The organism is Sphingobium sp. 15-1, assembly GCF_013375535.1.
Lineage (GTDB): Bacteria > Pseudomonadota > Alphaproteobacteria > Sphingomonadales > Sphingomonadaceae > Sphingobium > Sphingobium aromaticivastans.
In genome coordinates, this window is the sequence record NZ_JABXJG010000001.1 from 1162587 (window position 1) to 1177624 (window position 15038).

Genomic DNA, 15038 nt, shown 5'->3' on the forward strand with positions numbered 1-15038 from the left:
TTCGAACGCCTCTTCTGGGTTCCGCCGCGCATGAAAGGGAAAGGTGACGACATGGCCGGAAAGACCAATGTCCCCGCGGTTCCTGCGCTGGGCGGTGAAGCCAGCCTCAACCGCTATCTGTCGGAAATCCGCAAATTTCCGATTCTGACGCCCGAGCAGGAATATATGCTCGCGAAGCGCTATGCCGAGCATGCGGACTCAGAGGCCGCGGCCCAGCTCGTGACGTCGCATCTTCGCCTGGTGGCTAAGATCGCCATGGGCTATCGCGGCTATGGTCTGCCGGTTAGCGAGCTGATTTCCGAAGGCAATATCGGTCTGATGCAGGGCGTGAAGAAGTTCGAGCCGGATCGCGGCTTCCGCCTGGCGACCTACGCCATGTGGTGGATTCGCGCGTCGATCCAGGAATTCATCCTGCGGTCCTGGAGCCTCGTGAAAATGGGCACCACCGCGGCGCAGAAGAAGCTGTTCTTCAACCTGCGCCGGATGAAGAACAATATCGAAGCCTTTGAGGATGGCGACCTGCATCCCGACGACGTGGCCAAGATCGCCAAGGATCTGGGCGTGACGGAGGATGATGTCGTCTCCATGAACCGCCGCATGGCGATGGGCGGCGACACGTCGCTCAACGTGCCGATGCGCGAGGATGGCGAGGGCCAGTGGCAGGATTGGCTGGCCGACACCGATCCGTTGCAGGACGAACGCGTCGCTGACCGGCAGGAAAGCGAACTGCGCCACGACATGCTGGTCGAGGCGATGGACGACCTGAATGACCGCGAGAAGCATATCCTGGCCGAACGCCGCCTGGCGGAGGAACCCAAGACGCTGGAGGAACTCTCCCAGGTCTATGGCGTGTCGCGGGAACGCGTCCGCCAGATCGAGGTCCGCGCCTTTGAAAAGCTGCAAAAGGCGATGATGCGGATCGCGGGCGACAAGCTGGGCAAGATCGCCCGGCTGGCCACCGCCTGATCCGATCCATATTGAGAAAAATGGCCCCGGAGCGATCCGGGGCTTTTTTATGACAGGCAGGCGCAAGAATGGAAAAGGGTCAGGGACGGGGTGCGAAAAGGCCGCTGTCGAACGAACGGCTTTGCTGATAGGCGCTTGGAAATGATCAAACTTTCCTGCCTCTGCGGCCAGATACGCGTCGAACTCGCCAAGCGACCGGATTACATCCATGAATGCAACTGCACTTTATGCAGCAAGACCGGCGCCCGCTGGAGCTATTTCCACCCCTCGGAGGTCAGCGTCGATGGCGCGGCAAAGGGATATTGCAGACAGGACAAGGCCGATCCGGCAGCGGAAATCCGCTTCTGCGAGGATTGCGGGTCGACGACCCATTTCAACCTGACCGCCAGCGCGGCGTCGAAGTTCGGAAATACGCTGATGGGGGTCAACATGCTGTTGGCGGACGAGCGCGACCTCGCCGGGCTGGAGCTGCGTTTTCCCGATGGACGCGCCTGGACGGGCGAAGGAGAATTTGCCTATGTCCGCGAGCCTCGCATCATCGGGCAAACATAACCGTTGATCCCCCGCTATTCCCCTCCCCGCAAGCCGGAGGGCCAGGGATGGGCGCGAGTGAAGGAGTAAATGCACTCACCCATTCCACTTCAGGAAGCCGGCGCTTTCACGTCGCTCCATCCCGCCGCCCGTCTCGCCCACATGCCCAAAAGCCAGGGCTTGAACCGCCCGGCGATCCCGTTACGACGACGCTATGACCGCCAAAAAGTCCGCCTCCCCTCACCGCCGTTCGCGCTGGCTGCGTATCGCCCTCAAGCTTCTCGGCGGTTTCGTCGCCCTGTCGCTGCTGATGGTGGTGATCTATCGTTTCGTCCCCCCGCCCGTGACATGGACGATGCTGTTCGACCCCCATGGCATCACCAAGGACTGGATGAGCCTGGACAAGATGGACCCGAACATGGCCCGCGCCGCCATCGCGGCCGAAGACAGCCGCTTTTGCAGCCATCACGGTTTCGACGCCGTCGCCATCGCCCAGGCCATGCGCCACAACGCCAGCGGCGGCCGCATCCGGGGCGGCTCCACCATCAGCCAGCAGACGGCGAAGAACGTCTTTCTGTTCCAGGGCGGCGGCTTTCTGCGCAAGGGGCTGGAAGCCTGGTTCACCCTCCTGATCGAAGCGATCTGGGGCAAGCGCCGGATCATGGAGGTCTATCTCAACGTCGCGGAAACCGGGATCGGCACCTATGGCGCGCAGGCCGGCGCGATCCGCTATTTCCACCACGGCGCCCAGCGCCTGACCCGCGCCGAAGCCGCCCGCCTCGCCGCCGTCCTGCCCCTCCCCAAGAAGCGCGAGGCCATCGATCCGCACGGCTTCACCCGCCGCTATGGCAACAGCATCACCTCCCGCATCGGCATCGTCCAGCGCGACGGCCTGGACAAATGCCTCCAATAAGAAAAGGGCGCGGATCGCTCCGCGCCCTTTCTTTCCGCTACCAGAAAGGCAGGTTAGAAGCCGAACACCACCGAGCCGATGAAGGTCCGTGGCGAACCGATCTGCACGAAGGGCAGGTTGCTGGCCGCGGCAAAGCCGGAATCAAGACGCCCGTCGAAGCCGCCATAATAGAGCTTGTCGAAGACATTGCTGACGTTGAGCTGCAAATAGGTCTTCTCGCCCATCCCCAGCGGCGCAAGGCTGAGGCGCGCATCCAGATCCACCAGCGTGTAGGCAGGCGCCTTGGCGTCCATGACCTGCGTGCCGCCGCTGACGGCCACGCCGCCGATGATCGTCCCGCCCAGGGTGAACGGACGGTTGAGGTCGTTGACGTAGCGCGGACCGGTCCGCTTCACCTGCACGCCCAGTTCGACCGGACCCAGGATCGCCTGCGCGCGACCGCCGATGGTGTAGACCGGCGCGCCCGATTCCCGCTTGCCGCTGGTCTGGGCATAGATCGGATCACCCGCCGCCGCACAACCCGCGACACCCGCCAAGACGTTGGCCGCAGTGCATTCGCCGTACAACACGTCATCCTTGATCTTCGACTTCAGATAGGAACCGAAGGCATAGAAGACCAGCTCCGGGATCGGACGATAGGACAGGCTGCCGTCGATGCCATATTTGTCGACGCGGCCCAGATTCCGGTACAGCGTGCGATCCGTTTCCGGGTCATAGGCCGACGCCAGACGGTTCTGGTAGATGGTGTACCAGAGCGATAGCTGCGCCTGAACCTTGCTGCTGCGGTAGCGCACGCCCAGGTCGAAATTGTCCGTGGTTTCGGGCGACGGCTTGGCCGATGCCGTGTCGGGCGCGAAGAAGAAGCTGTTGTACAGATTGTCCGTGCCCGGAACTTGCAAGCCCTTCGAATAATTGCCGAACACGCCTAGCGCATCGGTCACGTCATAGGTCAGGCCGATATTCGGCAGAACCTTGTTATATTTGAATATGCGGCGCTGCGGCCCCTGGATAGTCGGGTTGAGCGCCGCATATTGCGCCGCGCCCGCACTGTTCGTGCCGAAGCATTCGACAAAGCCGGTGGCGCTCGACGTTGCGCAGTAATTGTTCAGGTCGCGCTTGAAAAAGGGTGCGCGCACGCCCGCCGTGACCGTCAGCGCGTCGAACTTGCCGCGATATTCACCGGCGAGCTGATTGAGGATCGCCTTGGAGAAGCGGTCGCGCTTCTGCAGGATCGAACCCGTCGCATCCTTGAGCGGATTGCCTTCCTCCGGGAAAGCGTGCAGCGGCTGGCCGTCATTACGCAGGAACTCGGTCTCGCCGGTCTGGCGATGCCGCGCATAATCAAGGCTGTATGCGATACGGACCGACTGATCCTCAGAAAAATTATAGCGCAACGAAGCGATCAGGCCGTAGCGGCGGGTGTTGGTTTCGCTGGGCGCGAGCACGCGGATCGAGTCCAGCAGATCGCCGTCGCCATTGACGTCATAGCCGAAATAGGGACTGCCGCCGAGATACCCGACCGCATTGGTGACGCCGCTGCCCGGATTGATGTCGCGGAACCCTTCACGCGCCGTTGCCGTACCGCCGCCATTGGCACGCACATATTGGAAGCTCGGATCGACCGTCAGGATCAGATTGTCCGCCAGCGTGAAGCGGGAATTGATGCGGATGTTGCCGGTCTTCGACGGGTTGACGCGCTCATCGAAGGTCGAGCCGCAACTCGTCGCGGCATCCGCAACGCCCGCAATCGCCGGCATCTGCGTGGTGCAATAGGGGATCACATAGTCGCGCTCGTCGCGATTTTCCGGGAAACGGCTGGGCACGGCGCCCACGCCGTCGTTGCGGAACGTCACCGAACCGAAGCGATTATTATAGGCTTCGTTATAGTGCGCCGCGATGGCGATGAAATCGCCATTATCACCGATCGGCTGATAGATTTTGGCATTATATTGCTGTTTGCTGATCTCGCCGCGATTATTGAAGATAGTGTCGTTGGTCGCCTTGCTGGCCGCGAAGAAGGCCTTGGTTCCCCAGGGCGTGAACACGCCGGTATCGATCGACCCAAACATGCGGAAGAAGGAGAAATCGCCAGCCGATCCAACGACCTTCACGCTGAAATCGTCAGTCGGGTTGCGAGTGCGGTAATTGACCGTCGAACCCGTCGCCGCGGCGGTGGGGCTGTCGACATCGGTCGTGCCGAGATTGACGTTGACCTGCTCGATCAGTTCGGAATCGAGCTGCTGGCTGGAATAGATCGAATAGCCGCCGGAATCGTTCAGCGGAACGCCGTCAAACGTCTGCGAAATGCGGGTATTGTCGAAACCGCGAATATACATGGTGCCGCCAGCCGAGCCGAAGGGGTCGTTGTTCTGAAAGCTGACGCCGGGCAGCAGGTTGATGATGTCGTTGACCGATTGCCCCGGAATCTGGCGCTCGATCAGTTCCTGGTTCAGAACGCCGCGAGCCTTGCTCGTTTCGGGCAGTTCAACGCCGGCCAGTCCCTTCGGGGTGGTCGCGCCGGTCACGGTGATCTCATTTTCAAAGTCGATCGAACCCGTCGACTGCGCGAACGCGGCGATAGGCGCAGCCACGGCGACGAGCGCAGCGCTGCACATAAGAAGCTGTTTCATCTGATTTTTGTCCCTTTAGCAGTTTGGCGCGTCGCGCCGGCTTTATTTTGCTCTTTGGAGCTGGCGCCGCCTGTGGCGGCCGATGGCGACGGCCCTGTGATGCTCTGATTACAGTTTTACGACAATATAACAGCCGTCCATCACCAGCAGCGTCCGCCGGATCGCACCGTTCCTAAGGGACTCATGGAATTCAAAATAACATATTGATATTAATGAATTTAATTAGATTAAAATCTCCCTGTTTAACGGTGGTGCAATTTTGCAACGCAACAAGAATTTTTGTGCACCTGCGATGCAGGCAAGGAAAAAGGGGCCGGCGAAGCACCGCCGACCCCTTTTCAAATTGTTGTTAGAGGATCGATTCAGGCCGCGTCTTCGGCCCGCTTGTCCTTCTCGCTGAACACGCGAATCGGTTCCTTGTTGCCGGCAACGACATCCTTGTCGACCACCACTTCGCCAACACCCTCCATTGAAGGCAGGTCGAACATGGTATCGAGCAGGATCGCCTCCAGGATCGACCGAAGACCGCGAGCGCCGGTCTTCCGCTCGATCGCCTTCTTGGCGATGGCGGTCAGCGCATCGTCCGTGAAGCTCAGTTCCACATTCTCCATGTCGAACAGCTTGGCATATTGCTTCACCAACGCATTCTTCGGCTCGACCAGGATCTTGACCAGAGCGGTCACGTCCAGATCCTCCAGCGTCGCGATCACCGGCAAGCGACCGACGAACTCAGGGATCAGGCCGAATTTCAGCAGATCTTCCGGCTCGCTTTGACGCAGCAATTCGCCGGTCTTGCGCTCTTCGGGAGCCGCCACATGGGCGCCGAAGCCGATCGACTTGGCTTCCAGACGGTCCCCGATGATCTTTTCCAGCCCGGCGAACGCGCCGCCGCAGATGAACAGGATGTTGGTCGTGTCGACCTGGAGGAATTCCTGCTGCGGATGCTTGCGCCCGCCCTGCGGCGGAACCGACGCCGTAGTGCCTTCCATCAGCTTCAACAGCGCCTGCTGCACACCCTCGCCCGACACGTCGCGCGTGATCGACGGATTCTCCGCCTTGCGGCTGATCTTGTCGATCTCGTCGATATAGACGATCCCGCGCTGCGCCTTCTCGACATTATAGTCCGACGCCTGGAGCAGCTTCAGGATGATGTTCTCGACGTCCTCACCGACATAACCCGCTTCGGTGAGCGTGGTCGCGTCGGCCATGGTGAAGGGCACGTCGAACGTTTTGGCCAGCGTCTGGGCGAGCAGCGTCTTGCCGCAGCCAGTCGGCCCGACCAGCAGGATGTTCGATTTGGCCAGTTCCACCTCGCCCGGCTTGGTGCCGTGGTTGAGGCGCTTATAATGGTTGTGGACCGCGACGGAGAGGACGCGCTTCGCCCGGTTCTGGCCGATCACATAATCGTCCAGCACATCGCAGATTTCCTGCGGGGTCGGCACGCCGCCATCCTTCTTGCCGACGAGACCGCCCTTGGTCTCCTCGCGGATGATGTCGTTGCACAGTTCCACGCATTCGTCGCAGATGAACACGGTCGGCCCCGCGATCAGCTTACGCACCTCATGCTGCGACTTGCCGCAGAAGGAGCAGTAAAGCGTGCTTTTAGAATCGGAGCCCGTAAGCTTAGTCATTCGCCAATCTCTCTTCCCTCTTTCAGGCGAACAGCCGCCTGCGCCGAGGGATATGGTGGTCCTAGGATCATCCTAGACCGCGACACGCCCGTTTCACAAGGGGAGAAAAGGGCGCGTCACGGCAAATATCGGGTTAGCCCTCGCTGCTTTCCGCCACAACCGGGCGCCGATCGAACACCTCATCGACCAAGCCGAACGCCTTGGCTTCCTCGGCTTCCAGGAAAGTGTCGCGGTCCATCGCCCGTTCCACTTCCTCCAACGAACGGCCGGTATATTCCACATAGAGATTGTTCAGGCGACTGCGGATTCGCAGGATTTCCTTGGCCTGAATCTCAATGTCCGACGCCATGCCCTGCGCGCCGCCCGACGGCTGATGGACCATGATGCGGGCGTTTGTGAGCGCGATGCGCTTGCCCGGCTCACCGGCGGCGAGCAGGAAGCTGCCCATCGAGGCGGCCTGGCCGATGCAGACGGTGCCCACCTGCGGACGGATATATTTCATCGTGTCGTGGATCGCCATGCCGGACGTCACCACGCCGCCGGGCGAGTTGATGTACATCCAGATGTCCTTCTTCGGGTTTTCCGACTCAAGGAACAGCAACTGGGCCACGATCAGCGAGGCCATATGATCCTCGACCTGACCGGTCACGAAGATGATCCGTTCGCGCAGAAGGCGCGAAAAAATGTCGAAGCTGCGCTCGCCCCGGTTCGATTGTTCGATGACGATGGGGACCAGAGCGGCCATGGGATCAGACATGATATCGGTCATTTTGCTCTTTCAGGGTGATTGCTTTTGCCCGTCCACTACATCGGGACAAAATGCAGATCGTTCAAGGGGTCGCGTGCAACGCGGATGACATGAGTGGTTTCAAAGCGGGCCAACAGGCCCGCTGACTCGGAAATCACGGCAAGCATATCTCAGTCTCGCCGGGCGAAATCCGACGGAGCCTTGAAGGCGAGATAAGCGAGCCGCCGCACCTCCCGCCGCCCGCGCACCACCGTATCCAGGATCAGCCCACACATGCCCGAAAGCGTGGCGAGGATCATCAGGCCCGTCACCAATATGGCGGTGGGAAAGCGCGGCACAAGGCCGGTCTTCATATAGGTGAGGATCAGCGGCGCGGCCAGGATCAGCCCGCTCGCCGCCAGCAACGCGGCGATGATCCCGAAGAAGAGGACCGGCCGCTCGATGCGGTACAGCGTGATGATCGTGCGCAGGATGCGCCATCCGTCGCGATAGGTGGAAAGCTTGCTGGACGAGCCTTCGGGCCGCGCGCCATAGGCGGTGACGACCTCCGCCACCGGCATGGCAAGCTCCAGCGCATGAACGCTGATTTCCGTTTCGATCTCGAAACCGGCCGAAAGCACCGGGAAGCTCTTCACGAACCGCCGGGAAAACACCCGGTAGCCTGAAAGAATGTCGGTGAAGCTCCGCCCGAAAAGCTGCTTCAAAAGGCCCGTCAGCGCCCAGTTTCCGAAACGGTGCCCCTTGCGATAGGCTTCCTCGATCTCGCTTTTGCGCGAGCCGACGACCATGTCGAGATTATCCTCCAGCATCGCGGCGACCATGCGCGGCGCGGCGGCGGCCTCATAGGTCGCATCGCCATCGGCCATGATATAGATGTCCGCATCCACGTCCGCGAACATGCGGCGCACAACATGGCCCTTGCCCTGCTGCGACACGCGGCGGACGATCGCCCCGGCCCCGGCGGCCAGTTCGCGGCTGCCATCCGTGCTGTTATTGTCGAAGACGTAGATTTCGGCCGACGGCAGCGCGCTGCGGAAATCCTCCACCGTCTGCACGATGGCGCCCGCCTCATTATAGCAGGGCAGGATGACCGCGATCCGCGGCGTGGCAATCCCCGCCCCGCTTTCCACTGCTGGAAATTCCTTCATCGACCCACAAACCTTTTTAGCGGCGCCGCATCACCCGAAAAACACCGTGTTCCTGCAAAGGCAGGAACCCAGTTCAGACGGCGGGACTGGACTCCTGCCTTCGCAGGAGCACGACTCCCCCGATCCTGCCGCCTGCCGACATGAACGGACCTGATTAACATTTCGTCTGCCATGCCGGGGCCGAAATGAAAAGCGCCCGGGCTTCCTTGCGAAGCCGGGCGCTTGTCCAGTCAGACCAGAATGGCCTTATTCAGCCTTGGCGGCAGCCTTCTTGGCAGGCGCCTTTTTGGCCTTGGGCTTGTCCTCGGCAGCGGCTTCCTCGGCCACAGCCTCGTCCTGCTTGGCGGCGGCCTTCTTCGCCGGAGCCTTCTTGGCCGGAGCCTCTTCGGCAACCTCGGCAGCCGGAGCGTCTTCAGCCTCAGCAGCCTTCTTCTTCGGAGCAGCCTTCTTCGCCTTGGGCTTCTCGTCATGATCATGGTCATGACCACAGCCCGGACCGTGGACGTGCGGCTTCAGATCGCCATCCTCGGCTTCGATCGCGGCTTCCAGCTCTTCGCGGCTGACAGCGCGATCGCTGATCTCGGCCTTCTCGAACAGGAAGTCGACGACCTTGTCCTCATAAAGCGGCGCGCGGAGCTGCGCGGCGGCCATCGGATCCTGACGAACATACTGAACGAAACGCTCGCGGTCCTGCGGGCTGTACTGCTGCGCGGCCTGCATGATCAGACGGTTCATTTCCTGATCCGACACGACCACGCCATTGGCCTGACCGATTTCCGAAAGCAGCAGGCCCAGGCGGACGCGACGCACGGCGATGCCGCGATAGTCTTCCTTCTCCGCTTCCATTTCCTTGAGGGCCGCTTCGGGGTCTTCCTCATGGGTGGCTTCGTGCTGAAGCTGCGCCCAGATCTGGTTGAATTCGGCTTCCACCATGCTCGGCGGCACGTCGAAATCATGAGCGGCGGCAAGCTGGTCGAGCAGCTTGCGCTTCATATGGGTGCGGGTCAGGCCATTATGTTCCTGCTCGATCTGGCCCTTCAGCAGCTCCTTGAGCTTGTCCAGACCTTCCAGACCCAGCGACTTGGCAAAATCATCGTCCAGCTTGGGCTTGTCGGCGTCCAGGATCGCCTTGACGGTAATGTCGAAGGTCGCTTCCTTGCCGGCCAGATGCGCCGCGCCATAATCTTCCGGGAAAGTGACGGTGATGACTTTCTCGTCACCCTTCTTCACGCCGGTGAGCTGCTCCTCGAAGCCCGGGATGAACTGGCCCGAGCCGATCTTCAGCTTCACGTCTTCGGCCGAACCGCCCTCGAAAGCTTCGCCGTCGATCTTGCCGACGAAATCGATGGTCAGCGTGTCGCCGTCCTTCGCCTTGTGGCTGGCGGCATGCTCTTCCAGCGCGCCCTGCTGAGTCGCGATGCGGCCGGCGGCTTCGTCGACCTGCGCGTCAGCGACTTCGACGGTCAGACGCTCCAGCTTCAGGCCTTCCACGCTGGGCGCGGCGATTTCGGGTAGCACTTCCAGCGCGACCTTGATCTCGGCGTCCTTGCCGAATTCGAAGGCTTCATCCAGCTCGACCGAAGGCTGCATCGCGGGGCGCAGCTTCTGGTCAGCGATCAGCTTCTGGATGCTGTCCTGGATCGAGCTGTTCAGCGCATCGCGCTGCAGCGATTCGCCGTGCATCTTCTTGACGAGGTTGGCGGGCACCTTGCCGGGGCGGAAGCCGGGCATGCGCACTTGCGGCGCGATGGCGGCCACTTCCTTTTCCACGCGGGCGTCGATGTCCTTCGACGTGATGGTCACGGTGTAGGCGCGCTTCAGGCCCTCGTTCAACGTTTCGACAGTCTGCATCTCTTCTCTCAAACGCTTTCTAAAGCTGAATTTCGTTGGCGCCTGCGCATCCTATAGAGTCTGGCGCACTGGTGCGGGCGAAGGGACTCGAACCCCCACATCTTGCGATACCAGAACCTAAATCTGGCGCGTCTACCAATTTCGCCACGCCCGCATCGGTCGCCGGTCGGCGCGGCATAGAGAAAAGAGTCTCGCGAAGCAAGGCCCAGAGGTCGAGCCTGTGGATAACCGGTGGATAAGTCGGCGGGGAACCCATCCGCCCACCTGCGCGTAGCTCCATTGAAGGAGAAACGCCATGGCCACCCAGCCCGATCCCGCGCCCGACGGCATCCCCCCGCCCGACATCATCGAGCCGCAATCGCCACCTGAGACCCCCGCGCCCGACACGCCTGACGAAAGGCCCGCCGGCGAACCGCCGGAAATCGTGCCCCAGGGACCGGATTTCGATCAGCCTGATCGCGCCCCGCCGGAAATCCCGCCGGGCTGATCGACGCTTTTCGGCAACAGAGAGTCGGTTTTCCACAGAAACGGGAAATTATGCGCCTGCAATCGCTGGACAGGCCCCTGCATCCATGATTGAACTATGACAAACAGATGAAAACGGGAGAGGCGCGGCTGACATCAAGGGGGTCAACGTGCACACGGTTCGCGCTAAGCTGGAATGGTTCAAGACAGTGATCCTGCCACAGGAAGCTGCTCTACGCGGGCGGCTGAGGCGGATACTTCCTGCCAATCAGGAACTGGAGGATATGGTCGCGGAGGTTCTCGCCCGCGCCTATGCCACGGAAAATTGGGAAAATGTCACCACGGGCCGGGCCTATCTGTTCACGATCGCCCGCAACCTGGTGATCGACACCGCCCGCCGCAACAAGGTGGTGAGCTTCGAGACCATTGCCGATCTGGAGCTGCTGCAAGGCGAAAACAATGTGGAAGCGCAGCTCCACGCCCGCGAAGCGCTGCGCCAGGTCGAAGCGATCGTCGATTCGCTTCCGACACAATGCCGCCGGGTCTTCATTCTTCGCCGCATTCACGAAAAATCGATGCTGGAAATAGCGGAGGAGATGTCTCTATCCGTTTCTACAGTTGAAAAACATCTGGCCAAAGCGATCGCAATAGTTATGCGGGCCTGGGCGGAACGTGAGGAAACGGATTTCGAACGTGCAGGCGTCGGGACCAGATTCGGGCTACGAAAGCAGGGACAAGATCGAGGCGGAAGCCGCGCGCCTGCTGGCAAGGCTTAATTGCGACCCCAGCGCGCAGGACGAAACCGAATTCTGCCGCTGGATCGAATCGGACCCCCGCCATGCCGTGGCGTTCGCCCGGGCCGAAGCCGCCTGGGAAGCGGCCGAGCGCTTGAAGAGCGCCGCCGCCGAAGTCAACCTGCCCCCGCTGGAAGCCATCGCCAGCGAAGAACAGCAGCGCCGCCTGTCGCGCAACATCATGATCGCCGCCGCCGTCGCGGTGATGCTGTTCATCGTCGCTGCCATCGTCACTGTCCGCACCTTCAGCGGCGTCGACCATTATGAGACCCGGATCGGCCAGATCAGCGACATCGCGCTCAACGACGGGTCGATCCTGCACCTCAATAGCGACAGCGCCGCGGAGGTCCGCTTCACCGACCATGGCCGCAAGGTCCGCATCCTGAAAGGCGAAGCCTCGTTCGACGTCGCGCACGACCGGTCCCGCCCCTTCGATGTGGAGGCCCGGTCCGCCGTCATCCGCGCCGTCGGCACCGCCTTCAACGTGCGGCTGCGGCCCTCCATGGTCGAACTGACGGTCACGCAAGGCACCGTCACCGTCCATTCGGGCAACAAGCTGGCCCAGCAAATCAGCGCGGGCAGCGGCGCCGTCATCCAGCCGCGCAGCGTATCGCTCACCCATCTCGACTCGCGCCTGATCGGCCAGCGCATCGCCTGGCGCGAGCAGATGGTGGAGCTGGACGGCGAAACCATCGAGCAGGCCGCCAGCGAGTTCAACCGCTACCGCTCTGCACCGATCCTGATTGGGGATACCCGCGTTTCCTCGCTTCGTATCGGCGGCCGGTTCCGCATCACCGACAGCAAGGAATTCCTCTCCGCCCTTCAACTCAGCCTGCCGATCCGGGTGGTGGCCGGCCAGGACGGATCGGTCATGCTGCTCTATCAGGACGAACCGGAAGCGGCGGATAATGCAGCCGGCATATAGGACTGTCGAAAATCCTCCCCATCATGGATGGGGAGGGGGACCGTTCGCGAAGCGAATGGTGGAGGGGAAATGCGCAACGTCGTCTGACTCCAGACCGCTCTATCCCAGCAACTCCCGCACCAATTCCGGCACCAACACACTGGCCGCTCCCATGCGGCTCTCCTCGAAATAAAAGCTCCCCGCTGACGGCTCCAGATTTAGCTCCAGCGTCCGCGCGCCCACATGGCGCGCCGTCTGCACGAACCCCGCCGCCGGATAGACCGCCCCTGACGTCCCCACTGACACAAACAGATCGGCCCGCCGCAACGCCTCGTCGATGGCCTCCATGTCATAAGGCATCTCGCCAAAGAACACGATGTCGGGCCGCAAAAGCGCCTTTCCGCAGCCGTCGCAAAGCGACCCCGGCGGCAAGACCCCCATCCAGGGCTTGGCTTTCCCGCATCCAGCGCAAAGCGCCGACCGCAACTCGCCATGCATGTGAACCAGCCGCCTGGCCCCTGCCCGCTCGTGCAGATCGTCCACATTCTGCGTGACGATCAGCAATTCCCCCGGCCATTGCGCATCCAGCGCCGCCAGCGCCTCATGCGCGGCATTGGGCTTCACCTCCGCCAGCTTCGCCCGCCGCTCGTCGTAGAAGCGATGTACTAGCGCGGCGTTGCGCGCCAGGGCTTCGGGCGTGCAGACATCCTCAACGCGATGCCCTTCCCACAGCCCGTCCGGCCCGCGAAAGGTCGCCAGCCCGCTCTCGGCGGAAATCCCAGCCCCGGTCAGGATCACGATGTTGCGAACGTCGTCCATTTCTTTTTCCTGTTCTTTTTCCTGTCCTGGGGGGGACGCCAGCGGCCGATATGTCACCTATGCCAGCCATTTCCCATTGCAAAGGCCAATAGCAAAAGGATGACAAGACGCGCCCATTCTGGCATCCGCCACCCGACTTTTTAAGGAATGACAGTGATGACCAGCATCGGGATTTTCGGAGCCGCCGGCCGCATGGGACGCGCCATCGCGCAGATCGCCCAGGAAGCCGGCCTGAAAATCGCCGGAGGCACGGATCGCGGCGGCGAGGGCGAACTCGCCCCCGGCATCCCCATCACCACCGACCCCCTGGCGCTGGCAGAACAGAGCGACGTGCTGATCGACTTTTCCGTGCCCGGCGCACTATCGGCCCATCTCGACGCCTGCATCGCGGCCAGGAAGCCGATCCTGATCGGCACCACCGGGCTGGAACCCGTGCACCACGCGCTGATCGACGAAGCGGCAAAGCAAATTCCTTTGCTCCAGACCGGCAACACCTCTCTTGGCGTCAATCTGCTGGCGGCGCTGGTCGAACAGGCGGCCGCGCGCCTCAGCGACGATTGGGACATAGAGATCGTCGAAATGCACCATCGTCACAAGGTCGACGCGCCGTCCGGCACCGCCCTGTTGCTGGGCGAAGCCGCCGCGCAGGGACGCGGCATCGCCCTGGCTGACCATAGCGAGCGTGGCCGCGACGGCATTACAGGCGCGCGGGTCAAGGGCGCGATCGGTTTCGCGGCCCTGCGCGGCGGCTCCGTGGCGGGCGACCATCAGGTCATCTTCGCCACCGAGGGCGAGCGGATCGAAATCGGCCATCGCGCCGAAAGCCGCATCATCTTCGCGCGCGGCGCGGTGAAGGGCGCGCAATGGCTGATCGGCCAGCCCATAGGCCGCTACGACATGAAGGGCGTTCTGGGTCTCTGAACGTGAACAAAGCCCAGATCTTCGACTTTTTCAGCCGCCTCGCTGAAGCTAATCCGGCCCCCCGCACGGAGCTGGAATATGGCAACGAGTATCAGCTTCTGGTAGCGGTCGTGCTGTCGGCGCAAGCGACGGACGTCGGCGTCAACAAGGCGACCCGCGCCCTCTTCCGCGACGTCCAGACCCCCCAGCAGATGGTGGACCTGGGCGAAGAGGGCCTTAAAACACACATCAAGACCATCGGCCTGTTCAATGCCAAGGCGAAGAATGTCATCGCCCTGTCGGAAATACTGGTCCGCGATTTTGGCGGGCAGGTGCCGCAGGATCGCGATCTGCTGACCACCCTGCCCGGCGTCGGGCGCAAGACGGCCAATGTCGTCGTCAACACCGCCTTCGGGCAGGAGACGTTCGCGGTCGACACCCATATCTTCCGCGTCGGCAACCGCACCGGCCTGGCGCCCGGAAAGACTCCGCTGTCGGTCGAACTGAAGCTGGAAAAGGGCGTCCCCGGTCCTTTCCGCCGCGATGCGCATCATTGGCTGATCCTGCACGGCCGCTATGTCTGCAAGGCACGCAAGCCCGAATGCTGGCGTTGCATCGTGGCCGACCTCTGCCGTTTCAAGCCCAAGACGCCCGCGCCCGGCACCACGAACTGATTATCGCGCGGTTCAGCCGAAGGGTGCTAGAAGGAGCGGAATAACGGATGAAGCGTTAGCGCGC

14 protein-coding genes and 1 tRNA gene are annotated in these 15038 nt (G+C 62.0%); 8 read left to right on the forward strand and 7 right to left on the reverse strand.

The features are described 5' to 3' along the window. Positions 1-51 precede the first annotated feature (51 nt). The 3 genes from rpoH to mtgA all read left to right on the forward strand — a co-directional run bounded on the left by rpoH (position 52) and on the right by mtgA (position 2410). Positions 52-966: an RNA polymerase sigma factor RpoH gene (gene rpoH / locus HUK72_RS05335; protein WP_176595853.1), complete on the forward strand. Its 915-nt coding sequence runs from the start codon at positions 52-54 to the stop codon at positions 964-966. 141 nt (positions 967-1107) lie between these two features. Further along, entirely contained in the window at positions 1108-1518 is a 411-nt protein-coding gene (locus tag HUK72_RS05340; protein WP_176595854.1) for a GFA family protein, read from the forward strand. Between the two features lie 193 nt (positions 1519-1711). Then, the gene (gene mtgA, locus HUK72_RS05345; protein ID WP_176595855.1) at positions 1712-2410 is read left to right on the forward strand and encodes a monofunctional biosynthetic peptidoglycan transglycosylase; all 699 of its coding nucleotides are present in this window, start codon (positions 1712-1714) and stop codon (positions 2408-2410) included. Between the two features lie 53 nt (positions 2411-2463). Here mtgA and HUK72_RS05350 read toward each other — a convergent pair whose 3' ends face one another. The 6 genes from HUK72_RS05350 to HUK72_RS05375 all read right to left on the reverse strand — a co-directional run bounded on the left by HUK72_RS05350 (position 2464) and on the right by HUK72_RS05375 (position 10572). Then, entirely contained in the window at positions 2464-5040 is a 2577-nt protein-coding gene (locus tag HUK72_RS05350; protein ID WP_176595856.1) for a TonB-dependent receptor, read from the reverse strand. Positions 5041-5402: 362 nt separating this feature from the next. Then, the gene (gene clpX, locus HUK72_RS05355) at positions 5403-6671 is read right to left on the reverse strand and encodes an ATP-dependent Clp protease ATP-binding subunit ClpX (RefSeq protein WP_013846967.1); all 1269 of its coding nucleotides are present in this window, start codon (positions 6669-6671) and stop codon (positions 5403-5405) included. A 133-nt stretch (positions 6672-6804) separates the two neighbouring features. Further along, positions 6805-7440: an ATP-dependent Clp endopeptidase proteolytic subunit ClpP gene (gene clpP / locus HUK72_RS05360; RefSeq protein WP_176595857.1), complete on the reverse strand. Its 636-nt coding sequence runs from the start codon at positions 7438-7440 to the stop codon at positions 6805-6807. Between the two features lie 149 nt (positions 7441-7589). Further along, positions 7590-8567: a glycosyltransferase family 2 protein gene (locus HUK72_RS05365; RefSeq protein ID WP_176595858.1), complete on the reverse strand. Its 978-nt coding sequence runs from the start codon at positions 8565-8567 to the stop codon at positions 7590-7592. Between the two features lie 246 nt (positions 8568-8813). Continuing rightward, positions 8814-10418: a trigger factor gene (gene tig, locus HUK72_RS05370; protein ID WP_176595859.1), complete on the reverse strand. Its 1605-nt coding sequence runs from the start codon at positions 10416-10418 to the stop codon at positions 8814-8816. A 69-nt stretch (positions 10419-10487) separates the two neighbouring features. Then, positions 10488-10572 (reverse strand) — tRNA-Leu (locus tag HUK72_RS05375). Between the two features lie 141 nt (positions 10573-10713). Between HUK72_RS05375 and HUK72_RS05380 the strand changes: the two genes are divergently transcribed. The 3 genes from HUK72_RS05380 to HUK72_RS05390 all read left to right on the forward strand — a co-directional run bounded on the left by HUK72_RS05380 (position 10714) and on the right by HUK72_RS05390 (position 12602). Further along, positions 10714-10905 (forward strand): hypothetical protein, encoded by a 192-nt coding sequence (locus tag HUK72_RS05380; RefSeq protein ID WP_176595860.1) that lies wholly within the window; start codon positions 10714-10716, stop codon positions 10903-10905. A 148-nt stretch (positions 10906-11053) separates the two neighbouring features. Then, positions 11054-11659, forward strand: coding sequence for a sigma-70 family RNA polymerase sigma factor (locus tag HUK72_RS05385; protein WP_176595861.1), 606 nt, complete (start codon positions 11054-11056; stop codon positions 11657-11659). Next, the gene (locus HUK72_RS05390; RefSeq protein WP_176595862.1) at positions 11577-12602 is read left to right on the forward strand and encodes a FecR domain-containing protein; all 1026 of its coding nucleotides are present in this window, start codon (positions 11577-11579) and stop codon (positions 12600-12602) included. Before HUK72_RS05385 ends, HUK72_RS05390 begins: the two co-directional genes overlap by 83 nt. Positions 12603-12701: 99 nt before the next feature. On the opposite strand, the gene HUK72_RS05395 is transcribed toward HUK72_RS05390, so the two are convergent. Continuing rightward, entirely contained in the window at positions 12702-13400 is a 699-nt protein-coding gene (locus HUK72_RS05395) for an NAD-dependent deacylase (protein WP_176595863.1), read from the reverse strand. Between the two features lie 156 nt (positions 13401-13556). On the opposite strand from HUK72_RS05395, the gene dapB reads away from it, so the two are divergent. Next, entirely contained in the window at positions 13557-14321 is a 765-nt protein-coding gene (gene dapB, locus HUK72_RS05400; protein ID WP_176595864.1) for a 4-hydroxy-tetrahydrodipicolinate reductase, read from the forward strand. Positions 14322-14323: 2 nt separating this feature from the next. Further along, positions 14324-14974, forward strand: coding sequence for an endonuclease III (gene nth, locus HUK72_RS05405; protein ID WP_176595865.1), 651 nt, complete (start codon positions 14324-14326; stop codon positions 14972-14974). The last annotated feature ends 64 nt before the right edge of the window (positions 14975-15038 follow it).

Excerpts from the sequence above, each read along its gene's own strand:
- rpoH (WP_176595853.1), top strand. The coding sequence starts at position 52 with ATGGCCGGAAAGACCAATGTCCCCGCGGTTCCTGCGCTGGGCGGTGAA.
- HUK72_RS05340 (WP_176595854.1), top strand. The coding sequence starts at position 1,108 with ATGATCAAACTTTCCTGCCTCTGCGGCCAGATACGCGTCGAACTCGCC.
- mtgA (WP_176595855.1), top strand. The coding sequence starts at position 1,712 with ATGACCGCCAAAAAGTCCGCCTCCCCTCACCGCCGTTCGCGCTGGCTG.
- HUK72_RS05350 (WP_176595856.1), bottom strand. The coding sequence starts at position 5,040 with ATGAAACAGCTTCTTATGTGCAGCGCTGCGCTCGTCGCCGTGGCTGCG.
- clpX (WP_013846967.1), bottom strand. The coding sequence starts at position 6,671 with ATGACTAAGCTTACGGGCTCCGATTCTAAAAGCACGCTTTACTGCTCC.
- clpP (WP_176595857.1), bottom strand. The coding sequence starts at position 7,440 with ATGACCGATATCATGTCTGATCCCATGGCCGCTCTGGTCCCCATCGTC.
- HUK72_RS05365 (WP_176595858.1), bottom strand. The coding sequence starts at position 8,567 with ATGAAGGAATTTCCAGCAGTGGAAAGCGGGGCGGGGATTGCCACGCCG.
- tig (WP_176595859.1), bottom strand. The coding sequence starts at position 10,418 with ATGCAGACTGTCGAAACGTTGAACGAGGGCCTGAAGCGCGCCTACACC.
- HUK72_RS05380 (WP_176595860.1), top strand. The coding sequence starts at position 10,714 with ATGGCCACCCAGCCCGATCCCGCGCCCGACGGCATCCCCCCGCCCGAC.
- HUK72_RS05395 (WP_176595863.1), bottom strand. The coding sequence starts at position 13,400 with ATGGACGACGTTCGCAACATCGTGATCCTGACCGGGGCTGGGATTTCC.
- dapB (WP_176595864.1), top strand. The coding sequence starts at position 13,557 with ATGACCAGCATCGGGATTTTCGGAGCCGCCGGCCGCATGGGACGCGCC.